The 23,707-nt window shown below is 45.6% G+C and carries 21 protein-coding genes; 6 read left to right on the forward strand and 15 right to left on the reverse strand.

The features are described from left to right. Nucleotides 1–11 precede the first annotated feature (11 nt). A complete protein-coding gene (locus tag ACQEXP_RS06875) occupies nucleotides 12–302 on the forward strand; it encodes a putative quinol monooxygenase (RefSeq protein ID WP_269375284.1) in 291 nt (96 codons plus the stop codon). Between the two features lie 224 nt (nucleotides 303–526). Continuing rightward, nucleotides 527–2,239 carry a methyl-accepting chemotaxis protein gene (locus tag ACQEXP_RS06880; protein ID WP_426968992.1) on the forward strand — a complete coding sequence of 571 codons (1,713 nt, stop codon included), beginning with the start codon at nucleotides 527–529 and terminating at the stop codon, nucleotides 2,237–2,239. Between the two features lie 35 nt (nucleotides 2,240–2,274). Here ACQEXP_RS06880 and ACQEXP_RS06885 read toward each other — a convergent pair whose 3' ends face one another. Beyond that, nucleotides 2,275–3,120: a DMT family transporter gene (locus ACQEXP_RS06885; protein ID WP_426968994.1), complete on the reverse strand. Its 846-nt coding sequence runs from the start codon at nucleotides 3,118–3,120 to the stop codon at nucleotides 2,275–2,277. A gap of 272 nt (nucleotides 3,121–3,392) precedes the next feature. Between ACQEXP_RS06885 and ACQEXP_RS06890 the strand changes: the two genes are divergently transcribed. The 4 genes from ACQEXP_RS06890 (at nucleotide 3,393) to ACQEXP_RS06905 (ending at nucleotide 7,406) form a co-directional block, all read left to right on the forward strand. After that, nucleotides 3,393–4,541, forward strand: a complete 1,149-nt coding sequence (locus tag ACQEXP_RS06890) for a substrate-binding protein (protein ID WP_426968996.1) — start codon at nucleotides 3,393–3,395, stop codon at nucleotides 4,539–4,541. Further along, nucleotides 4,538–6,349: a sensor domain-containing diguanylate cyclase gene (locus ACQEXP_RS06895; protein ID WP_426968998.1), complete on the forward strand. Its 1,812-nt coding sequence runs from the start codon at nucleotides 4,538–4,540 to the stop codon at nucleotides 6,347–6,349. The genes ACQEXP_RS06890 and ACQEXP_RS06895 overlap by 4 nt, the downstream gene beginning before the upstream one ends. Nucleotides 6,350–6,510: 161 nt before the next feature. Beyond that, a complete protein-coding gene (locus ACQEXP_RS06900) occupies nucleotides 6,511–7,125 on the forward strand; it encodes a 3'-5' exonuclease (RefSeq protein ID WP_426969000.1) in 615 nt (204 codons plus the stop codon). A gap of 5 nt (nucleotides 7,126–7,130) precedes the next feature. Then, nucleotides 7,131–7,406 carry a nitrogenase-stabilizing/protective protein NifW gene (locus ACQEXP_RS06905; protein ID WP_269375290.1) on the forward strand — a complete coding sequence of 92 codons (276 nt, stop codon included), beginning with the start codon at nucleotides 7,131–7,133 and terminating at the stop codon, nucleotides 7,404–7,406. Between the two features lie 26 nt (nucleotides 7,407–7,432). Here the strand turns inward: ACQEXP_RS06905 and ACQEXP_RS06910 are convergent, their stop codons facing one another. The 14 genes from ACQEXP_RS06910 to ACQEXP_RS06975 all read right to left on the reverse strand — a co-directional run bounded on the left by ACQEXP_RS06910 (nucleotide 7,433) and on the right by ACQEXP_RS06975 (nucleotide 23,627). Then, nucleotides 7,433–9,112, reverse strand: a complete 1,680-nt coding sequence (locus ACQEXP_RS06910) for a DUF342 domain-containing protein (protein WP_426969002.1) — start codon at nucleotides 9,110–9,112, stop codon at nucleotides 7,433–7,435. A 121-nt stretch (nucleotides 9,113–9,233) separates the two neighbouring features. Beyond that, entirely contained in the window at nucleotides 9,234–10,937 is a 1,704-nt protein-coding gene (locus ACQEXP_RS06915) for an ATP-binding SpoIIE family protein phosphatase (protein WP_426969003.1), read from the reverse strand. Nucleotides 10,938–10,954: 17 nt separating this feature from the next. Continuing rightward, a complete protein-coding gene (locus ACQEXP_RS06920) occupies nucleotides 10,955–11,254 on the reverse strand; it encodes an STAS domain-containing protein (RefSeq protein WP_138973049.1) in 300 nt (99 codons plus the stop codon). Nucleotides 11,255–11,292: 38 nt separating this feature from the next. Further along, nucleotides 11,293–12,453, reverse strand: a complete 1,161-nt coding sequence (locus ACQEXP_RS06925; protein WP_426969005.1) for a methyl-accepting chemotaxis protein — start codon at nucleotides 12,451–12,453, stop codon at nucleotides 11,293–11,295. A gap of 28 nt (nucleotides 12,454–12,481) precedes the next feature. Next, nucleotides 12,482–13,522, reverse strand: coding sequence for a protein-glutamate methylesterase/protein-glutamine glutaminase (locus tag ACQEXP_RS06930; protein ID WP_426969007.1), 1,041 nt, complete (start codon nucleotides 13,520–13,522; stop codon nucleotides 12,482–12,484). Then, nucleotides 13,522–14,169 carry a chemotaxis protein CheD gene (locus ACQEXP_RS06935; protein ID WP_269375295.1) on the reverse strand — a complete coding sequence of 216 codons (648 nt, stop codon included), beginning with the start codon at nucleotides 14,167–14,169 and terminating at the stop codon, nucleotides 13,522–13,524. The genes ACQEXP_RS06930 and ACQEXP_RS06935 overlap by 1 nt, the downstream gene beginning before the upstream one ends. Nucleotides 14,170–14,178: 9 nt before the next feature. Continuing rightward, nucleotides 14,179–15,036 (reverse strand): CheR family methyltransferase, encoded by an 858-nt coding sequence (locus ACQEXP_RS06940; protein ID WP_426969009.1) that lies wholly within the window; start codon nucleotides 15,034–15,036, stop codon nucleotides 14,179–14,181. Further along, a complete protein-coding gene (gene aer2, locus ACQEXP_RS06945; protein ID WP_426969011.1) occupies nucleotides 15,021–17,417 on the reverse strand; it encodes an aerotaxis transducer Aer2 in 2,397 nt (798 codons plus the stop codon). The genes ACQEXP_RS06940 and aer2 overlap by 16 nt, the downstream gene beginning before the upstream one ends. Before the next feature lie 70 nt (nucleotides 17,418–17,487). After that, nucleotides 17,488–17,958 carry a chemotaxis protein CheW gene (locus ACQEXP_RS06950; protein ID WP_269375298.1) on the reverse strand — a complete coding sequence of 157 codons (471 nt, stop codon included), beginning with the start codon at nucleotides 17,956–17,958 and terminating at the stop codon, nucleotides 17,488–17,490. After that, the gene (locus ACQEXP_RS06955) at nucleotides 17,955–18,422 is read right to left on the reverse strand and encodes a chemotaxis protein CheW (protein WP_419723633.1); all 468 of its coding nucleotides are present in this window, start codon (nucleotides 18,420–18,422) and stop codon (nucleotides 17,955–17,957) included. The genes ACQEXP_RS06950 and ACQEXP_RS06955 overlap by 4 nt, the downstream gene beginning before the upstream one ends. 105 nt (nucleotides 18,423–18,527) lie before the next feature. Then, nucleotides 18,528–20,591, reverse strand: a complete 2,064-nt coding sequence (locus tag ACQEXP_RS06960) for a chemotaxis protein CheA (RefSeq protein ID WP_426969013.1) — start codon at nucleotides 20,589–20,591, stop codon at nucleotides 18,528–18,530. A 43-nt stretch (nucleotides 20,592–20,634) separates the two neighbouring features. Further along, entirely contained in the window at nucleotides 20,635–20,994 is a 360-nt protein-coding gene (locus tag ACQEXP_RS06965) for a response regulator (RefSeq protein WP_138973058.1), read from the reverse strand. Continuing rightward, entirely contained in the window at nucleotides 20,987–21,283 is a 297-nt protein-coding gene (locus tag ACQEXP_RS06970) for an STAS domain-containing protein (RefSeq protein WP_426969015.1), read from the reverse strand. The genes ACQEXP_RS06965 and ACQEXP_RS06970 overlap by 8 nt, the downstream gene beginning before the upstream one ends. A gap of 355 nt (nucleotides 21,284–21,638) precedes the next feature. Beyond that, entirely contained in the window at nucleotides 21,639–23,627 is a 1,989-nt protein-coding gene (locus ACQEXP_RS06975; RefSeq protein WP_426969016.1) for a tRNA(Met) cytidine acetyltransferase TmcA, read from the reverse strand. Between the last annotated feature and the right edge of the window lie 80 nt (nucleotides 23,628–23,707).

Raw genomic sequence — 23,707 nt, forward strand, 5'->3', positions numbered from 1 at the left:
GAGCGGATACTATGGCGAAACTCACGATCGTTGCCAATATCATTGCTAAACCGCAGTGTATTGAACAGGTAAAGGCTGAGCTGGTTAAGCTAATCGACAAAACACGCATTGAAGAAGGTTGTATCAACTACGATCTTCATCAAGATAACGATAATCCCGCTCACTTTGTGTTCTACGAGAACTGGGAGTCAGCGCAAGCATTGGACAACCATTTAGCCAGTGAGCATATCAAGCACTACTCTGCGGCGGTAGAAGGTGCTGTCGAGAGCTTCACACTAAACCGCATGACTCACATCCAGTGAGCCACACAAAATCACAAGGCTTCCTTTAAGGAAGCCTTTTTGTTTCCACTCATCACGCTGAGACTGTTTCATCTTGGACTCTAAAAATATGCGCAACCTAACACTTTAGGGCTAGTTCATAATAAGCAAATTAATTTGATGATCTGGGTCAATTTGAAGAGAGGATTAATTCATGCAACTTATCTAATATTAGGAAAAATAAATATACTAATTGAGGATACGTCATGACATCAGTTTCGCTAGAGCAGAGTCCGGAGAACACACAACTCAACCGCGAAGGTTTCTCCACGCTGTTCGCTAAAGTAAGTACCAAACTAAAATTGGCGATCTTACTGACCTTCATTGCCTTCTTGGTCTTAGGCTATAAAGGCATATCCGGTATGCAGACATCCGCCAGTTTTATTGAAGAACTGTATAGCCAAGGGATGCAACATACTATAAGAACCAGTCGAGTCATTGATGAACTAAGTAATGCCCGAAGCTCATTGCTGCTCTCATTTCAACATGATCCTTCATCGAACACAGCAGCAATGCATGACCATCCTTTGCAGTTCCATATTGATCAGATTCAGACCTCACTGAAAACCTTGCATCATATTATTGATAACGAACTTTTAAAGTCAGAGCTTGGCGCAGAAGAAAAAACCGTTGTCACTAATCTGGCAAAAGTCATTGACGATATTACCAACCAAGGCTTTGAACCAGCCATTGCCAAATTGAATTCTGGTGATTTTAACGGCTCCAACCTCATCCTTCTGAGTAAGATAAATCCGTTATTTAAAGAGGCTTACAAATTCGCAGAAACCTTTTTCACAATGCAGGTAGACGAAGGTAAAAACAGTTTTAATCAGGCCAATGAAAACACCCGTCACTTTATCGTTGTGGTAAGCGGTATCACACTGATTTCTCTTGTCGTGATCATCGGCCTTTCCACCGTAGTAGTAAAACGCATTAACGCTGCCGTGACCCAGCTAGAGACCTCTTCAGGACGAATTGCCCAAGGGGATCTGACCCAGCGTTTATCTCTGAGTGGAAACGATGAATTTGCTCATATTGCTGACTCCGTCAACAATATCGTGACCAGTTTTCAGCATGTTGTGCAGACCAACCGTGATTCCATCAGTCAATTGGCACGCTCTGCCGAAGAGAGCTCAGCCGTCGCAGTACAGACCAAACAAAATATCCTGACGCAGCAAGCGCAAACCGAGCAAATCGCAACAGCCATCAATGAGTTTACGGCTACGGTTCATGAAGTCGCGCAAAGCGCCTCATTAGCGGCACAGGCTTCTGAACAGGCGGATCAAGCCGCTGAAAGCGGTCAGAAAGTGGTGACGGAAAGTATCGATTTGATTGAAAAACTATCGAGAGAAATGCAAGACTCTGTCAACGCGATGCACCAGTTGGCGAAGCACTCAGAAGAGATCGGCAGTGTGGTCGATGTGATTCAGGGTATTTCAGAACAGACTAACTTGCTGGCACTCAACGCCGCTATCGAAGCGGCGCGGGCAGGTGAACAGGGACGAGGTTTTGCGGTGGTGGCTGACGAAGTACGAACACTAGCCAGTCGAACTCAACAGTCAACGCAAGAGATACTCCAGACCATTCAGCGCTTGCAAAATGGCAGCCGTGAATCGACTCAACGCTTAGAAATCGGCGCACAAAATGCGTTGTCTACGGTTGAAAAAGCTCGTGAAGCAGGCGATGCACTCCAGTTGATTAAGTCGAGCGTCGATCAGATCACGGCGATGAATGTCCAAATTGCGACTGCCGCGGAACAGCAAAGTCTAGTGACTGAAGAGATAAACAGTAACATATCGAGTATCAGCGAAATTTCCAATCAAACAGCGGTGGGAGCGGAACAAAGCAGTGCGGCGACACTAGAGTTAGCCGAGCTCACCGAACTGCTTCACCATGAAATCGAACATTATCGCGTTTAAACAAAGGCTGCTGACCCAGATCATCTCAATCTGGGTCAGAGTTTCTCTTTTGCAACAAAAATCACCGCAATACCACTTAACACAAGTAACGCTGCCATTACGGAACTCGTTGTAATTGTCTCGCCAAGTCCAATACTACCCGCTGCAAACGCAATAACGGGCACACTAAGTTGAGCGACAGAGGCCTGCAACATCGATATCTGTTTCACTACTCGATACCAAAGAATATAACCAAATCCAGACGCGAAAATTCCCGACAGCAGTGCCCACCCCACTCCGCTTAGCGTGAGGTTTTCGATATGAACAAGCCATGGACTCAGGACTAAAGCAATGACGCTCGCCAATACAAAACCATGCGTAATTGAGAGTGAAGGTGCCGCCGCCGTACGTCCCAATAACGTAAAAGCAGCCCAACAAATACCGGACAACATCATCAAGATCGCGGCCGACAAACTAGGCGTTTGGGCAGAGGGCAGCATCAAAGTAACAAAGCCCCCAATCGCCACGGCAATGCCTAAAATTTCGATTCGGTTCAAGCGATATCCGGAAAGCACATGAAACACCACTAACGCGAGCTGAACCATACCGAACAGAATCAATGCCCCAGTTCCGGTACTAAGCTGCGTATAGGCAAATGAAAAACTGACCGCGTAGCCGAACAGTGCAATTCCCCCCGCCCAACTGGCCTTACTGGTCAAAAACCGGCTCTTGAGTTCGCGGCGTATCACCAGAATCACCGCTAAAGTAATCGCACCAGAGAGCAATCGGATGAAGGTAAAAGACCCCGGATCTATCGTCTCTTCAGCCAGAGCAAAACGACAAAAAAACGAGTTCGCAGCAAAAGCGATCAAAGCCAAAATCAGATTGATTGAATTAGACATGTGTCATCCCATTTAAGTCCAACTAAAGTATATCGGCAAACCATAGGGGCGATAGCACCATTGATTATGATTGATAGCGTCTAAGTCTAAAGAATGAATCACCGTCATCCGTCTCTGTACTTATTAATGACATTCCAATCAAAACTTTAATGCACAACGCACAGTTTAGCGATTCTCTCTGCTTTTACCTTTTCTCCACTATTAACTGTATTACTCTTATTAGTGGGGGACGCATAACTTTTAGCAATCAATCACCCTAAGGAAAGGCAACCATGTTTAAACCAAAATGGTTAAGCGTGTTATTTGCGCTGTTTTTGCTCAGTTGTTCTGAGCACAAAGAACCCATTCGGATCGGTGCTGTACTGCCTCTAACCGGAACATTTAGCGTTTACGGGGAGCAAGCTCTCAAGGGAGCACAGCTAGCTGTAGAACAGATTAACCAGCAAGGTGGTATTGAGAATCGCCAAATAGAGCTTATCGTCCGTGATAACAATACAGACCCTGCTAAGACGGTTTTATATTCACGTGAACTGATTGAACGAAATCATGTGCTGGCGTTAATGGGGCCAGTCAGCTCTTCTTCACGCTACGCAATGAGTGAAATTGCAACCCAGTTTAGAATTCCGATGATGTACGGAATTGATTACGAAGGACGTCATCACAGCGAGTTTTTGATCTGCTATAGCACCATCCCTGAACACTATGTGGACCCGGTTATTCCCTTCTTTGCTGATGCAGGTAAAAAGAGCTTCTATGTTTTCGGCTACGACTACATTTGGCCGCACAGAATGGCCAAACGGATACAGGAATCGGTAGAAAAAAACCAAGGAACAATGAATGGGATCGAATTTACTGCTTTTGGTGTCCAAGATTATCGCAAAACACTGGAGCGTATTGAGGCATCTGGCAGTGATGTACTGATGTTAATCTTACCAGGGCAAGATGGATTTCAGTTTATTCGTCAGTTCCGCCAGTTTAACTTCAGTCGTCATATCGATATTGTTGCGTTTGCTGCCGATGAAACCTATCTAGCCGCACTGGAGCCAGAGCAGCTAGAAGGCATCTACTCTGCTCTGCATTTTGTCAGTCAGCGCCAATCTGAATCTGTAAAACAGTTCCTCAATGACTATCGCCAACTGCACGGAGAGGACGCGATCGTCACCTATTCATCGAAATCACATTACGATCTGATCTATTTACTCAAGGCGGCGATAGAAAAGGCAAATCCAATCACACCTCAACAGATCATGAACAATCTGCACGGCTTATCAATGTACTCAGGTGACGAACGTATTTATCTACGTGAAGATCATCATTTTGATCTGCCGATGTACTTAGGTCAGTTTACTCAGGGAACACTCACCGTTGTCAAAGAGTTTGGGGTGATTAGTCCACATGACCAAAGATCAGGAGAGCAATGAAACGGTTAAGCTACAGAGTTTTCTTGTTGTTTCTGCCATTGATCATCTGCATCTTTCTCTTTGGGTACGGCTATTATCTGGCAAGAAAAAACCTGATGCTTGAGCACATTGCCCAGGCAAGCAAAATCGCGACTGCACAAAGTGCTGATTATATAAGGTTTTCTTCAGAGCGAAGCTTGACGGAATTTGATGAAATCAGTAGTCACCTGCAACAGTGTGTGCAAAATCGCGACAGCGATCTGGGCAAAAGACTCGCTAACGCGTTGAGTTATTCTTCTGCGTTCTCGGCCCTGTTTCTCTCTGATCTTGACGGTCGAGCTTCTCAATTTGTTCTTTCAGCCAACCCAAGTAATCGCTATGTTCTACGCAGGGATATCAAAGGAAAGAACATTCTCAGCAACCAAACCCAACAGCAGTTGAGGCAATCATTCACTCGCTGGCAAATCGAAGGACCCGAACGTGAAATCCAACAACAAAAGTTACTGGACAACCTTGCGGTACTGACCAATCGGGGGGAAGAGAACTCCTACTCGAGCCGTGAACTGACTCAAAATCTAGTCAGAATCCGCCGAAGTAAACATCTACCCAAAACCGTTGCAACGCTCGCGGATGAGTCAAGTATCGCTAAATTAGGGCTGATTTATCACAACTCAACCTATTTTTTCTCAAGGCCACTGGTTGATTGCCAGCAAAACTTAGCCGGGTTTTACACCGTGGTCTTAGACAGAACCCTGCTCGAACAACAGTTGCTAAAACTGAAGCAAAGCTTTCTCGAACAAGAGATCGAGTCTGTTGATATCGCCATCGTCCGCAACCGAGATCAGCAGATCATCTCCTCTTCACTCTACTTAGATAGTGACCGCCTCAAAAAGTACAAACTGAATGACAGTGAAGACCCCACATTACGTGACGACTTGGGTGGAATGCTTACCAACCAAAACGTGGTGTACAGCGCTGAACATGACCCATCCTTTCAGTTTTATCACTCAAATGCTGACCACAAAAGAGCGGGGATCAGTGTGGCGCTATTTATCGAATCAAAAGAAATCGATCAAAGGATACAAGGGATCATAAGAGAAGTGGGGACTTACATCGCTATCACGATTATTTTATATATTGTACTGCTGATTTTTCTGACCCGAATAGTCACTAGACCCATCGTCAATTTGCAGAAACAAGTCAAGGCTCTCGGGGCTGGCTTTTATCCTGATTCACAGCGAACAAAACGCAACGATGAAATTGGCCAGTTGCTGAATGCCTTTGAAGATATGACCATTACTCTGCGAGCCAAAGAGCGACAGTTGATTAAATTGGCGCAATACGATCCGCTCACCAACATCTATAATCGACGGGCTTTGTTAGAAGCCGTTGATATCGTAGCAACACGCCAGAGCCAGTCATCAACAATTCTTATGCTCGACCTAGACAACTTCAAAGCTATTAATGACCAATATGGCCACGCCTGTGGCGATGACGTTCTTAGAAAAATCACTGATTTGGTCAAAAATGAAATCCGTAACAGCGATATTTTTGGGCGTATGGGTGGCGAGGAGTTCACCGTGGTTCTACCTGAAACCAGTCTAGAGACTGGGCTCCGTATCGCCGAACGTATTAGGCTGTCGGTTGAACTGAATCTTGGAGATGTACTTCTTCAATATGGCGCGCCAACCGCAATTACCGTCAGTATCGGGGTGAGCACTTGGCAGGACGATAATTTTTCCAAAGCGCTGGCACAAGCAGATGAGCAACTCTATCGAGCAAAAAATAGTGGCCGCAACCAAGTTGTCTATCAAGATCAGAGGCAATAAATACTGAATCAGACCAACGGCACTGCTTCAGGTATTGGTACCATCACAGAACCGACAAGCATCTATCCACTTCACCCTCGATAGACAGTAAATCTTGATGATCTGAACCAACAGGTGTTTAATTCACGCCAATAGCTCGACTTACCAAATTAGGACTTCCCATGCCAACCGCGAATACTGTTATTGTTCTCGACTTCGAAACCACAGGTTTATCACCCAATATGGGCGATAGAGCGATCGAAATCGGTGCCGTGAAACTGGTAGATGGCGAAGTCGTCGAGACTTTCCAACAACTCATGAATCCGGGCTTTAAAGTCAGCTCATTTATAGAGGGTTACACGGGCATCACCAACAGGATGTTAGCAGACGCTCCAAGCTGCGCAGAAGTGATGACAGAGTTCCATGCATTTATCGCAGATGATAATTTGGTCGCACACAACGCCTCATTTGATAAGCGCTTTCTGGATGCTGAATTTGAACGAATTGGCCGTGACTATACCGGAGACTTCGCTTGCTCACTGCTGGTATCCCGTCGTCTCAATCAAGATGCACCAAGCCATAAATTAGGAGATTTGGTGCGTTACAAACAGATAGACAATGATGGCGTGTTTCACCGAGCATTAGCCGACTCACAGATGACTGCTAAATTGTGGTTACTCATGCTTGAAGATATACAACAACGCGGGATTTCAAACCCTTCATTTAGCCTGATGCAGCGAATTAGCAAAACCCAAAAAGGTGCGATTGCCAAGCTGCTCGAGCAACAACGCGGCTAAGGTTCATGAATCAATTGACGTTTCAGCAAACACTAGAAAGCTTTACCTGCATAGAGCAAGCTCTTGATTATTTTGAGATTAGCTACGACAGTAAATTTATCGAACAGAACCGCATTGAGCTCGTTAAACGATTTAACGGATACTTGATTTTGGAAAAGCCTGAGGATTGGTTTGCCGGTAGACGTGCGTTGAAGAACGCCTACTGTAAAGTTCAACGTAATCTGCTCGACAAGCACAGCCGCTCTGCCTGTCGCGGTTGCACCTCTTGCCAGCGCCGCTAAACAGCGGCTAACGCTAGAATGAAGAATTAATCGTCTTGATCTAGGTCTCCTTCCTCAAACATCGACGAACGTTTGATTTCATATTGATTGAAACTAAAAATACTCGCGCCTCGTACGCGTTTAGTGATCACCTTTTCATCACCAAACTGAACCGTTACGTGAGTAAACACTTTGTTCTTAGCCTCTAAGATACACTCAGCCAACGCAACTTCTAACTCTTGTTCATTAGTGTCTCGAGCATGTTTCACCTTCTCGAGATAAGCATTGGCTCCCTGCTTGTCTGCCTCTAGCTTCTGTTCCTGCTCGGGAGTACGCTCTGACTTGGGTGTTTTTTTGAATTCCAGCTCTTTGCGGATAATACCCATAGTGCCTTCTTGGGCTTGAGTATATTGTTCTTTGAGCTTAGCCTGACGCTCTTTATACATTTGAAAGCGAGCAAACACATGCACGTGGGTAGCGGTATCGCCTTCGACACCGAGATTTACGCACGTCACCTTGCCACCCACTTTAGCGGAGCCACCACTTAAAGTGCCCTGCTTTTCGTTGGCGTCACAAACCACGAGATTGTGTCCACAACGAACTTCATTACCCATACAGTGGACGCTAAGGTGAATATCATTTGCAGCCTGTAGTTCGGCGAACTGTGCATAGTTAGCGGTAATAGAACCACCCGATTTTACGATACAGCTTTTCTTCTCACCTTCAGAAACGTTATGGCCAATGATCCCTTTAGCCACTTCGATATCACCTTGAACTTGGATATCGGCTGATTCAATAAAGCCGCCAACCGTGAGATTCCCCGTCGCCCTCACGACCATATCTGACTCGATATTGCCGAGGACGACAACATTGCCCTTAAACTTAACATGCCCCGTCGCCACACCAATTGTAGGGAGACATAGTGCATCTTCAACCTCAACACCACGCTCTTTGAGAATTGGCATACCCGAGACAGCGGCAATTAACAGATTGGGATTATCGGGGGAGATCATAGTGCCCTTGCCGACCTTAAACACCGCATCTTTACCCGGCTTGGGTGGAATGACTTTGCCAAGTACCGTCATCCCAGGCAAACCCTTAGTAGCAGGAACCCGTTTCATTAAAGGGTCATTTTGTGAAACATTGATTGTCTCGCCTAAGTTAAGCATGTCGACTTTACCATCAGCGGACGACTCTTTAGGCGCGAGAACTTGTTTGGTGGGATCTTTAACTAAAGGAACAAATTTGGCGTCTACACCCTGTTTAGGTTGCTTGCCTTGTGCGACTGCTTGAGTGAACGTCTCTCCAGGTTTCAACTGATGGCTCACGACCAGTACTTTTTTCAAGGCGAGCTTGTTGATCCCTTTAGTCACATGCATTTGAGCCAAAGCGTGAACGATTTGTGGGCCTCTTAGTGGTAGCCCACGGTATGCACCCGTGACAACCATACTAGCAAGCATGTCATGATCAGAAAGAACGACTTCGACAGAAGCATTGCGTACCTCAGCAACCGTGATGCCAACATAGGCTTCGCTTTTCATCTCTTTTGCACAATGAATAAAACGAGTGACTTCGTCTTCAAGTACAAACAAGTCTCCAGCGCCAATTGCTGACAACGCTTCACTCAAACCGCGATTGTCAAAATTCTTATCAACCGTGATATCGGGTGACAACTTCGCGATAACTTGTTTGTTATCATCAGAAAAAGCAACAAACTTATCCCACATGCCATTCTGCCTTTAAGTTCCTTCTAGGCCGAGTGTATAAAATTAATCCTCATCACTGTATCAAAATAGTGACAATTTCAGGCATATATCACTACATGATGCTTTTACACTGTAAATAACGTTAGCTAGAGCTCGGAAAGTGATGAGCCGCTTTTAACGAATATACTGCGGTGACACTGCGCCCCTGTTTTGAATACTCTAGTGAATCACACAATTCCGAAGCAAGAACAATACCGCGTCCGTGAGTGAGCTGCTGTTTTTCCTGACTTGAACCATAATTTTTCTGATAATCAAACCCTTCTCCATTATGCTCGAGCTCCATGATCAACTTTTCTTCTTTAGGTAAAAAGTTGATACTGAGTTCTGTCCAAGCACTGTCTTCCAACTCTTTTAGCTTTTCCTCTCGCAGTTGATAGAACAAGAAAAAACCATCCGGCTCTTCTTTTATCGCAGAATCGAGTCTTAACAGCCCGTGCTCAATCGCGTTGGCAAACAGCTCTGAGAGCACAGAACATACCAAGTCCAAATGCACTCCACCATGCAGTATGCCAGCCACGAACTTACGCACTTCAATCATCACGGATACATTGCGCAATACTTCTCCATCTAAGCGTAGCTTAGATTGGCTGGGAATCAGATTGATCATCGTGCTATTTGGTGGCGGTTCCTGAACATTGCCGTTAGAGATAGGAAACCGCATGGCAAGAATGGATAAGTCATCCCCAACAGGCTTGTTCGCAAACTGACGAACGGAATCATACAAGGTTGGGATAATGGCTCGATTTGACAAAAATGCCTTCTCTAAACGCTGCTGACCAAATTGTTCACCTTCCTCATTCATCGCCTCGATAACACCGTCGGTATAGCAGATGATCTGTTGGTCTGGTTCCAATTTGAAATGAACCAAGTCCGATTCAAACTCATGAGGTTGTAAAACCCCCAATGGCATGTGAGTGGAAGTCAATCGACGAACTATTGAGCCATCTCGCTCAATCAAGTAACCATCAGGAAGCCCTCCGCCCCACCAAGAGACTTCAAACCCATTCGCACGGACCTCAAAGATACTTGCCGCCAACATCATGCCCATAGGTAAGAAACGGACTAAAACTTCATTTATCTCCCGAGCAATCTCTCCTAAAGAAAGCCCCTTCGATGCCATGGAAAAGAACGCACGCGTAGCTGGTATGGCGGAGATTGCGGCAGGCAAGCCATGACCGGTCGCATCAGCGATCATGACATAAACACCACCATGAGGACGATTTGCCACAACGATTAAGTCGCCGTTAAAAACAGTAGATGGGGTTGAGAGGTAATTTATGCCAAAGATACTTTTTACCTGAGAGCTCATCTCTATCATAAGATTAGAGAAAATGGACTCAGCGATGGCGTAATCATATCGAACCTGTTCATGAAACTGGCTGAGCTCATCGCGCTGTTCCATTACTTCATTATGCATCTTAACAATGCGATAGTGCGCTTGAACTTTTGCCAGCAAAACACTCCGTTCGACTGGCTTGAGAATAAAATCATCGCCATATTTCAGGCAACGTTCAAAAGATGCATGATCGTCTAATACTGTGAGGAAAATGATCGGTATATGGACATCAGGAAAAGCCTGCCTGATCTCGCGTGCAGTCGTGATGCCATCTTTGACAGGCATCATCACATCAAGCAAGATGACATCAGGCAAGTCATCCATTTCCGACATCGCCTGAACCACGCCTTCGCCATTTTCAAATGTGCTCACAACGTCAGAGAGATCGCTAAGCATAAAGCGGCATAGCTCTCTGTTCGTAGCATGATCATCGACAATCATTACATGCATACGACCTCCTCAGCTTTTCATTCAATGACAAACTTCTTGTCGAATCGAGAAATAGTCAAAATCTTTCTAACTTGTGGCAACGTGTTGGTTATTTTGATCATGCCATCGTCTTGGCCTAAGTAATTATGCATATTGAGCAACATGCCTAATCCTGCACTATCGATGTAATCAACTTTTCTTAGATCTATCGTAAAACGAAACTCTTGTCGGTCGTTATAACAGCGCCTAAAGTCCTGCACCAAATTGAACCCAAAAGCGCCCTCAATCAGTATTGTTATATGTTTCGCCGCAGCGTCTACCTGTGCTTCAACTGACATGTTTATCTCCTTGTGAAATAGTTAGACGACTCAAGAGTTCAGAACAGTTCAACCTCTCCTTCGTCAATGCTTTCTTGAGAAGCCGCTGGAGCACCACGATTGTCAACTTGCTCCTGTAATTCTACCAACGCCAATGTGAAATCATTGAGATCGATACCATTTGTTGTCCATAGTTGGCAGAGCTCGGCAAACTGCTGTAGATAGCCCACGGTTTGTTTGGCGTAATCACCTTGCTGGACAATGATATCGGCAAACTGCAAAGCACGAATTCCGTTATCAACTTGGGCGTGCAACAACTCGCCACTGGAACGGATTTTCTGTACCTCCTGCTCTACAGAGATATTTACCTGCTGTACGCCTCGCAACATGTCATCGACTTTTTCCTTCGACTCAATGGCCTCGGTCATATCAATAGAGGCCATTTCACCAACGGTTTTGTTCGCCTCTTTAACCGTTTGTTGAGCCACACTGATCTCAGCTTCAATCTGGGTATTTAATTCCTCAGCTTTCACCGATAAGTTACGTACCTCCTGAGCCACAACAGCGAATCCGCGTCCAGCGTCACCAGCCCGCGCTGCTTCTATTGCTGCGTTTAACGCCAATAAATTTGTCTGCTCAGACAGACCTCTCACTTGCTCCAGCAAGCGGAACACGGCGTCCAATTTATCCGACATATCATGAATGCTATGTACCGCAGAGATACTTTTCTCGGAGACATCCACAAGAGTATCGACAAACTGACGAATGATGGCCTCTGTTTTAGGCAGTACCTGACTAATGTCGCTATCGCTATCACGGCTGCCAAGCAGATTGTCGACCAATTCAGCGGTGATCTGATTTTGCCCCTCCGCTAGTTTTTGTAGTTCAAAGTAGCTTTCGTTGAGCGTCTCCACTGACTCATCCACCACACTTCTCTGATGGTCTAAAGGCTCTCTTAGTTGCTGAGAAAGCACCGTAAGTAACGGATAGACTTCCTTAGGCGTGGTATTCACTTGGCTTGGCGTTGCCACCGTTTGAGCGCTCGATTCACTGTTATTCATTTGTTTTGGCATCACCAGCCATGGGATTGCCGCAGCCAACACCATCAAAGCAACATGGGCGATAGAGGAGGACATACTCACAGCAATCGACAAGAGCAATACTTGTAAGCCAACAGCGATGAAGTAGCGGGTTTTAATTTTGCTTATTTTTGTTTTCATCGTTCTTCCTTGATGTTGTAAGCCCAAACTATGAATCGCTAGATAAGTAGTGGCATATCTGCTCAGCAACGCTGTTGAGGTCAACCACTGACATTGCTGCATCCATTTCTACCGCTACGCGAGGCATTCCCCAAACGACGGAAGAGGCTTGGTCCTGAGCGATGGTTTTCGCTCCCTGCTCTTTCATCCGAAGCATGCCTCTGGCTCCATCTTGTCCCATCCCTGTTAGGATCACACCAATGGCTTTTTTGCCTACCGTTTCTGCCACCGCATCAAACATGACATCAACGGAAGGCTTATGTCGGTTGACGGCGGGACGATCATCGAGCTGACAGTAGAGGTGAGTGCCACGTCGAACAACAACGATATGTTTGTCACCCGGAGCAAGATAGGCGCAGCCATTGGTCAATGGGGCTCGATTAGCGGTGAGCTCCTTAACCTCGATATCACTATGTTCATTGAGACGTTCAGCAAAAGAAGAGGAGAACATAGCACTAATATGTTGGGTAATGATGATGGGGGGTAGCCCAGACGGCAGAGTAGATAACACTTGTTTTACCGCTTCAGTTCCACCGGTTGATGCGCCGATAGCGATCACTTCTACTTTGTGATTATGCTTAGGGGCCGCGAGCTTAACGACCGAATTGGGTGCTGACGACGTTGCAACATTCGCTCCCGCCGCCATCTTGATTTTTTCGTTAACCAGCGCTTTATAGTTCACCATATCAGCCGTACTTTCTACCGCTGGTTTAGGGAAGTAATCTACCGCGCCAAGCTCTAAAGCCGCCAGTGTCGGTCCTGCTCCATGTTGAGTGAGAGTGGAAATCATCACCACAGGCATCGGCCTTAGACGCATTAAGTTTTTTAAGAACTGGACACCGTTCATTTTTGGCATTTCGATGTCAAGTGTCAGCACATCGGGATTATGTTGCTTGATCAACTCTCGGGCTTGAAAGGGATCTTCTGCCATGGCGACCACTTCTAAGTCAGGATCTGAGTTGATAAGTTGTTGTAGCAAAGCCCTGAATACTGGCGAATCATCAACAATAAGTACTTTAATTTTTCTCATTAAAACAGCTCCACGTCATCGTCATGTGGGCGATGACTTTCCCTATCCAACTGACTGGCATATTTTTCTTCTTGGTGCTGTAGGAGGTGTACTTCTGTAAACGGAATTCTCTTTAACCACGCCCTACCGCTTATCGGGTCAAAAATGACTTTCCGAGGTTCAAGACCTCCTAGATCTTGTGCTGTCACATTCATTCCTTCTTGTTGAATGTAATTAAGAATAAATGCGACATTCTTTTCCCCGATCATCGAGTTGCGCCCTAGCATTTGCGCCCCTCCGAAGACCTTCACTTGCAACGAAGATCGCTTAGCGCCTCTAGCGAGCATGGCATTAAGCAACATTTCCATCGCATAGCTCCCATAACGAGAAGCAGTAGAGACGACCTCCTCTGGATTCCATGATTTGAGCTGAGACTTGCTGTCAAATGGCAACAAAAAGTGATTCATTCCACCAATGCCTTCCTTGGCATCCCACATACAAGCCGCGACACACGACCCTAGCCCTGTCGCGATCAACTCGTCTTCCGCTTTTGTGCTATATATCCCTCCTGGTAACAGCTTCACTATGTGCTTTTCTTGGGTTGGATGGTAAAAGCGGTTGAAGTGACTGTTTTCATATTTTGGTGTTACTAGCCTCGAACTGATCATTGTTATTGCCTATTTTTTTACGTAAATGGTGTGCCCAATATGGTGAAACAGATCAAGGTTCGCTGGGACACTCTCTGAATGACCAATAAAGAGCACGCCATTTGGTTTGAGTTGTTGATAAAAACGTTTGATCAATTTTGCTTGGGTCTGTCTGTCGAAATAGATCATCACATTCCGACATGAGATCAGATCAAAGGGCTCTGAAAAATCCCAATTCTCCAGTAAGTTCAACTGACGAAACTGAATGTATTTTTGCAATCCAATGCGACACTTAATGTTGCCCTGCTGTGCCCCAGTACCACGGACAAAACTCGGTTTAAGATACTTACTCGGTATCGTTTTAATCGCGTCATCGCTATAGATTCCACGCTGCGCATGTTGCAATACTTTGGTATCCAAATCCGTCGCAGTCAGTCTGATATCTTCAAACTGGTCGAACGCCTGTGCCCAATGGAGAGAAGCCACAAAGCTGTACGGTTCCTCTCCGGTTGAACAACCAGCGGACCAAATTCTGAGTTTACTCAGTCCTTGTTCTCGCCACTCTTTAATGAGTACCTTTTCAAGAAACTCAAAGTGGTGATACTCGCGAAAGAACTGAGTTTTATTGGTTGTCAGGCAATTAATAAAGTTGGCTTGCTCCGACGGGTCCTGCTCAATCATGGGTCGGTAGTCGCGAAAACGACGTAGGCCTAGTCGCCGTAGCTGGCGACTAATTCGGCCATAAACCATGGTTCTTTTTCGATCTGAAAAGAAGATGCCGACGTTTTTATGCATGAACCACTGAATAAACTTGAAGTCTTTATCAGTCAGTTCAAACTCACTCTTATCAGCCACCGAGTTTTCAGCCTGAACTAGAACTCTTCCCATTCGTCTCCATCCTCTTCAAGCTTGAAGCTAGAATTGGCAACCTTTGGTGTTCTAATTTCGCGAACATTGTTGTCTCTCACTTTGTCCAACGACTTAGATTCAAAGGTGGTCACATTGTTGTCCGTCGCAAAGAAGTTCATCAGATGTAGCAGTTGCTTGCCTTCATCTTTGAGTGATTGACTCGCCGCGGAGGTTTCTTCAACCAATGACGCATTCTGCTGTGTCATCTCATCCATTGTTGCTATCGCTCGATTGATTTCATCAATGCCCGTAGACTGCTCCTGACTTGAAGAGGCAATCTGTGCAATCAGCTCTGTCACCTTCTCTACGGCTTCTACAATCTCATTGAGCGTTTCTCCGGACTCATCAACCAGACGTGAACCTTCGTCGACTTTTTCAACACTGTCTTTGATTAGGCCTTTGATCTCTTTCGCCGCCGCCGCACTGCGCTGTGCGAGATTACGGACTTCACCAGCAACAACAGCAAAACCACGACCCTGTTCACCAGCACGAGCGGCTTCCACGGCGGCATTGAGTGCCAATAAGTTCGTTTGGAAAGCAATCTCATCTATCACGCCAATGATGTCGGCAATTTTCTTACTCGCGGTATTGATCTCGGCCATTGCAGACACCGCCTGACCAACCACTTCACCACCTTTACTGGCTTTTTTAGCCGCATCATCCGATAGCTCGTTGGCTCCTTTTGCGTTATCCGCATTTTGGCGCACTGTTGCTGTCATTTGCTCCATACTCGCCGCAGTCTCTTCTAAGTTAGAGGCTTGAGCTTCGACGCGCTGACTCAAGTCATTGTTGCCTTCTGCAATCTCCGTAGAGGCAGTCGCAACGCGAGCCGATGACTGAGTAATTTTGTCAACCATATTGCGTAGGTTAAGAATGGAGGTGTTCACGGCATTGGACAGACGAGCAAACTCACCCGTGTTGTCTTCGGGCATAGTGGTGTTGAGATTACCTTCGGCCACCTGACTCATGACATCGATACACTGGCCTAACGGAACAACCATGGTATCGAGTAAGTTGTTGATGCCATCACCCAACTCTTTCATAAAGCCGTTATAAACGCTGGTATCAATACGTTCACTCAAGTCACCAGCGATCGCTTTTTGAATCAAGGATTCGACCTGACGCTGACCATCTTGCTGCTCGGTAATATCAACCCATTGCAAAGCTGGCCCTATGTAGTTGCCCTGCCCATCTCGCATCGCAATACAGGTGAGGTTAAATTCCAATCCGCCGACCGCAATATTGGAGGAGAAAGGGAGGCGATCAGGATTGGTAATGATATTGCGCTGGTGGCCTGGATTCTTGTGGAAGATGTCGATGTTCTTTCCAACCAGATTACTGGCATCAAATCCCGGTAGAACTTTCTGAAGATCACTTTCTCGACTGCGCAGTAAATTATGTAATGCAGGATTGAGATACGTAATGATGCCCTCTTTGTTGGCCATCATGATATTGGTTGTCATGCCAGCAACCGCAGAGGCCAATCGACCAATCTCTTCCTCTTTTGCTCGCTCTTCAGTCACATCACGCCACTCAAGCGTATTCCCAATATAGTTGCCCTGAGCGTCATTAATCGCAGCAACATTTAACTCAATCTTTAGATCTTTGATGCTAATGTCAGTGCTGTACGGCAAGTTATTCGGATCAGCCAGCAGTTGTCTTTGGTGAGCAGGATTGCGATGGAATTCGTCAATACATCGCCCCATTAACCACTCTTCACTGGCGGTAAATCCAGCCCATACTGAACGCATGGTTGCTTCATGCTTTCTAAACAGATTAATGGTTTCTTGGTTGGCGTAAGTGATTAACAGGTCTCTGTCGATCATGACCATCGCGGTTTGTGCCTGATTAACTGCGGCTTGTAAGCGGGCAATATCATTCTTCTGCTTAAGCGCTTCCGTTACGTCAGACCATTCTAATGTGTTACCTACATACGTACCGCTTGCATCTATGATCGCCCCTACATTCAGTTCAATCTTAACGTCTTTAACCGTGATGGTTGTGGTGTAAGGTAAGTTAGATGGATTGGATAGCATCTGCCGTTGATGACTCGGATTGGTGTGAAACAAGTCTATGCAATAACCCAGTAAGAACTCTTCAGTTGCTTTAAAGTTTGGCCAAATCGATTGAAACAGAGCCTCATGCATCTTGAGCAGATCAACGGACTTCTGATTGAGATATGTGATATTGAAATCACGGTCAATCATCATCAGAGCGGTTTGAGCTGTGTTGAGTGCCGAGAGTAGTTGCTCCTTCGATATTCCTTGCTCTTCTTCAGGCTGGAACTCGTCGGTTAGCGTGTCCTGCGTTGGTGCTACGAATTGAGCAGCAGGCCCTGGTTGTTTATTCCAAAATGCCATGAGTTACCTCTCACTGGTTGCTTCTTCTGACGTGTATTACCAAAACGAATAAACCGCATTCAGATTGGCATTAAGCCCAACTCTCTTCCGCTTGGTTGGGTACTGCTAGCTCTGCCGCATCGAACAAAGCGTCTAAATTAATAAGGACTAAATGACCATTGCTCACCGAGGCGATGCCACGGACATAGCTATGATCAACATCCGAGGATACGTGTGGTGATGGTTTTATCTGTTCTTCAGTCAACGGGTACACTTCTGAAACACCGTCGACAATAATGCCAAGTGGGTGTTTGTGGGTATCATTCAGAACAATCACTACGGTTGTCACACCTATTGTTGCGGGCGTTAAACCAAAGCGCATTCGTAAATCAACAATCGGCACGTACTCTCCTCGGATCTCAAGAACACCTTTCATGTACGCCGGAGAATTTGGCACCTCTCTGACGGTGCTCCAACCGCGAACTTCTCGCACATCCAAAATCGGTACGCCGTACTCCTCACCTTCAAGTACAAAACTAAGAAACTCTTGCGTCGCGATCATGATTCGGCCCTCAGTATGCGTTCAATATTGAGTAACTCTTCCGTGTTGAGCAGTGACATCACCTGCTCGCCAACATTGATTAAACCTTGTAGGTAGGGCGTGACCATTGACTCACCGACTGCCGGATAGAGTTCATTGTGTCCGCGACTGACGACATCGCTCACGGCATCAACAACCAACCCCATCAAACGATCTCTTTCACTGTCACTGTAACGAAGTACAATCACGACTGTGGTTGGTAGATATTCACATTTGCCAACCGAGAAGCGAGAGCGTAAATCGATAACAGGAACAATCATTCCACGTAGGTTGATCACACCAAGAACAAACTTGGGCGCTCTGGGGATAGGCGTTGGTCTTTCCCAAACACGGATCTCTTCAACATCTTTGATTTCAACGCCATACAATTCATGCGCCAGTTCGAAACTCAAAAAATCCGCGCTTTCACTCACTTCATCACCCATGCTGTCGAGTAGCGCTTCTGCTTGTTCAGCAATATTTTTTTTCGCGACATCATTCATTCCGACGGAACTGTCCATGTCTGTAATTACTGGATCCATATCCTCTCCTTACGCCGCAATACCGTTGTGAGTGACTTCGGAAGAACGATTGAGGAAGTTCGTGATTAACCCTTGGATATCGAGAATCAAAGAGACCGAGCCATCTCCTAAAATCGTTGCACCTGAAATCCCTGCTACCTTGCTGTAGTTAGATTCGAGGCTCTTGATCACCACTTGCTGTTGGTCATGCAATTCGTCAAGCAACAAACCCACTCGATTTCCAGCAGCCTCGACAAAGCAGAGAATGCGTTGTTCTAGAGCTCCACTCTCCCCCATCTCCAACTCATCTTGGAGACGTAAAATAGGAATGTTTTCTTCGCGTAATCGATAGAGTTCAATACCACCAGAAGCAATCTTGATGCAGGCGGGATCGATTTGAATAGATTCGACAATCGTCAACAAGGGTATGACATACACCTCTCCCGCCACTTTGACTAACTGGCCATCAAGAATGGCTAATGTGAGAGGTAAACTAATGGTGAAACAACTTCCTTCACCAAGCTTAGATTCAACCTCGATATGTCCGCCAAGCTCCTCAATGTTGCGGCGAACAACATCCATTCCGACTCCTCGGCCAGAAATATCGGAAACTTGTTCTGCGGTTGAAAAACCCGGCGCAAAAATCAGATTCATTAGCTGTTTATCGGAATATTCGTCGCGGCGAGAATCCGCGGCCAATACACCCTTTTCTAGTGCTTTATCCCATAACTTGTCACAGTTCAGCCCTGCACCATCATCTTTAATTTCAATCACTATTGAGCCACCCTGATGGTAGGCATTCAGCTCAATGACACCGACCTCAGGCTTTCCGCTGGCAAGTCGAGTGGATGGTTGTTCGATTCCATGATCAATACCATTTCGAACAAGGTGGACTAATGGATCGACAATGCGCTCAAGTACGGTTTTATCGAGTTCGGTTTGTTCACCTTTTATTTGTAGATCCACCTGCTTCTCAAGACGACTCGACAGATCCCGCACCAAACGCGGGAAACGGCTGAATGCAAAACTCATGGGTAACATACGAATATTGAGTACGTTTTCTTGCAAGTCTTTGCTGTTTTGCAGCAGTTGATCTAGGCCTGTTTTGAGCTTCTCTAATTTCTCAATCGTAAAGTCATTGCCAATTTCAGTGAGCATGGACTGGGTAATCACCAACTCACCAACCAAGTTAATCAGGCTGTCAACTTTGTCTATGTCTACACGGATAGAACTCACGCTGGAATCTGATTTTGCCGCCTTTGTCGATTTCGCTTCAGTTTCTGTTTTCTTTTCGGCAGCCTCAACTTGAGGTGCAGTTTGGACAACGTCAGACAACGCGTCACTAGCATCACTCGATTCATTGCTACCCATGCGTTCAACGGTTAAGTCACACTCATCCTCGACCCACTCGAAAATCTCTCGAATTAAATCCTCTTCAACCAATCCGCTGATAGTGGCATGCCAAGAGAGATAGCAAAGTTCAGACTCCAAGGCTTCAATATCAGGAAGTTTTGATGTGTCGACATCTATCACACAAGACGAGTCCAGTTCAGTCAACTCACGGAGAATCCTTAATGGATCGTTACCACTAAAGAACATCTCCTGATGCGGGGTGAACACGATTCGCCAAGGCTGGTTACTTTCGTTAGCAGGTGAGCTTTCCGTTTCGGTTAGCTCAGCATTTGATGACTGAGGTTCTATTGAGTTCTCATCCAATAAGGCAACTAACTTTAGACTTACTTCTTGCTTGAGCTCATCATTCACTTCACTCCCCTGTTCATGACCTTCAAGCATGCTGTGGATACAATCACCGCTCTTCAGCAATAGGTCGATCGTTTCGGCACTGAGACTACGTTGATGATTGCGGACGAGATCGAGATAAGCTTCGACGCTATGCGTAAACTCGCTAATGTCGAGCAGATTAAACGTTCCTGCTCCCCCTTTGATTGAGTGAGCAGCACGAAAAATCGTATTGATAGACTCATCTTCTACATGGGTAGGATCCAAATTGAGCAACACATCTTCAAGCACTTCAAGATTTTCACGACATTCCTCGTAAAACATCTTGCGTAACTGTTCCATGTCTAAAGCCATAATAACCTCACCAATTGACGTTGCTATGTGAGAGAAGCGTCGTTTAAATCACACGTTTTAATGTTTTTAGGAGTGTGTCTGGATTAAACGGTTTTACTAACCAACCTGTCGCTCCAGCCGACTTACCTTCTTGTTTCTTGTCGGCACTGGTTTCCGTGGTCAGCATTAAAATCGGAATAAACTTGTATTGCGGTTTTTCGCGTAACGCTTTAACCAGCTCAAATCCACCCATATTTGGCATATTGACATCCGAAATGACCACATCAAATTTCGCTGAAGTCACTTTGCTTAGAGCGTCTCGCCCATCGTTTGCAGTCTCTACGTCATAACCAGCATCACGTAATGTGTGACTGACCATTTGGCGAATAGACACAGAATCATCCACAGCTAGTATTTTAGTCATGTTGCGGTTCTCCAACTTCACTATTGATATCAAACTGATCGTGCAGTCCTAATGTATTAATACCCTCGATTAGTAATGGAGTAGGTTTTACTAGTCGAATATCGATCTGATGGGATTTAGCGGATAAGAATAACGCGGTCAATGCCTGTAACCCCGCAGCATCAACGCGATTGACGTGTGAAGCATCGATATGAAGTTGATTGGTATCTTGAGCAAGCCAAGCCTTATAGTCATTGGCGCTATCGAGCACTGTCGAGATGTCCAATGACGCAGGTAATAAACAGTCCATGTTTTCAACCTTCACTTTATTATTATTCCTAGCCGATATTAACCATGTTGCTTAAGATGAGTGTAGGAAGGAATAATTAATGCGCAAGCAAGTAAAACTAGATAGTTTGGGTGAGAGTTTGATGCAGAGAGACGATATAAGAACTTTTATCTTTAAGAATTAATCAATTACATAAGTTTGCACAGTTGGATAAATTTTCACAATTTTATTCACTGCCGTTTGAAAAACGACATGCAAAACTCTGAAACGTTTTCGATTTACAGTGTAAACACCAACGCGGTTTACACTGTAAATGTCTCCATCCTAAACCGCTTTTACAGTGTAAATTTTGTAGATTTAGTGCGGGTAGAGAGAGTTAAGTGAGTAACTCACCTAACTGCTGACGAAAAACTTGCTCTGCCTGCTTTCTGCCAGCAAAGCCAAATTCAGCTATACAAGATGACCAAGTGTTTCGTTGTACCACGAGGCGTATGAAAAAGTCGCTGACTTTGCCTGCCAATGAGGGGGTATCTTGCCACCAAGAATAGAGATGGGGAGCGACGCTTTCGTAACTTGCCCCGCCTAAGCAATAACGCTCGATCAGTGGGTTGAAGCTAGGTTTATCAACGGAAGCATCTTTATTTGCGATTAAACTACGGACGAGTTCAATCTCAAGTTGGGCAAACAGAGTACTCAATGAATAGTCAAAGGAGTGGAAAAACTGCGTTCTCGCACAATCAAGCCAGTCGACGTTCCCTTTCACCATCACAAGAGAGTGCGTTCCACTCGCTTGATCACGTTGGCTGCCCAACCGAACTGACGCAAAACCGCAGCGATGCCAAAATTGAACCAATTCACTCGTCGCCCCAAAGCTGGTGGAGTAAAAATCATAGTCGCTATTGTGTATCAACTGACGAATCAATTCCTGTCCAATCCCTTTTCTTTGACCTTGAGGATGAACAGCAATCCGCATGATACGTAAGCTCGATTGTTGCGCCGATTCAGTGATGCCAAGCTGGTTTGCCAACGTCGTCGCAACCAAATGCCCTTTAGGTCGACGTTTACCCATACAAATCTGCTCAAGCAGATCACTCGTCAACTTACCCTCTTCAATCGCTAGAATACATCCAAGGCAGATATCACCATCGAAGGCGGTATAAAGATGAATGGCATCGTCAGCGAGTAACAACATCAGGTCATTAGGTGAAGTTTGGTAGTGAGCATTGACCAACAAAGCGAAACAGTTGTTAAGAATCTCAGGAGAAGAGATCAGTTGACGCTTGTCTACCCGCTCCAAGATAGGGTCTTGAGCTTGGCTGGAAAGATCCATCAACTCACTATTGAGAAGAAAACTATCGAACAACCACTTTTCTAACGGATCATGAGTCGCCCATCTTATAGGCTGTTCCAGATGATAAAAGGACGTACCTGGGCGTTGCTGTTTAAGCCAAGTTTGAAACTTTAAACTAAAGCCACGACCACAACCTTCATAGCCATGAATCGTCGTTGAAAAGACGGCTCGATGGTATCGTTCTACCATACTTTGTAGCATAGGAATTGGAATCGCCGAGGCTTCATCAACCAATAGACAATCAAGCTCAGTTTGGTTGCGTAGTAACTCATCCGGCGCGACAAACTCAAGAATCGACTGCTGAAAGCACAGCTGGTTGTTGTCCATCTTGGCGCCATTCAATAAACGACTGGCATGCTCAAAAACAGGTTGAACAGTTGCAATACTCGGCGCGGTAACAACGATGCGTAGAGTGCGAGATTGCATCAGTTGAGCGGCAGCAATGCCAAGGGCACTACTTTTTCCACGCCCACGATCAGCGGTCATCACTAATGGTCTCTTTCGGTGACCTTCCACCACTTTGATAATTTTTTCTATCGCTTGTTGTTGGTCTTGATAAGGCGCGAAATCACTGACCTTAGAGCTAGGTAGTTCGGGCAACGATTGATCTTGATGCAGCTGAATCAGTCCATCCAATGCATTCGCCAACCACATTTGCTCAAGACACTCTGTGTCTTCTTTATCGGTGACGATAACAATTAGACCGCCTCCTCGAACACAACCTGTTGCGGCGGTAAAACTGTTGGCATCAAAGCCAGCACGAAAATCACAAATCAACAGTTGGCACTCTTGCCCCAACAACTGCTGACCCTTATTGAACTTAGCTAACCGACTGACTTCGACTAAAGCATCGCCACCCAATTGATAGATAGCCGATGGGTCGACTTGGCTAGCAACCTCGACGAGACATTGCTGTTGCCACTCATCGCCTCCACGAACAACGACACCAAAACGGTGATTACGCTGAGTGGCGATAGCGAGAAGCTGAGAAAAGTAGTCGTGTATGATTTTCATGAAATAGATACTGATTCAATCGTGTTTATCTGCCGACATTATGACATAAAAAAAGCCGCCCAGAGGCGGCTTTATTTGAC

The organism is Vibrio sp. TRT 1302 (assembly GCF_050113875.1).
GTDB lineage: Bacteria > Pseudomonadota > Gammaproteobacteria > Enterobacterales > Vibrionaceae > Vibrio.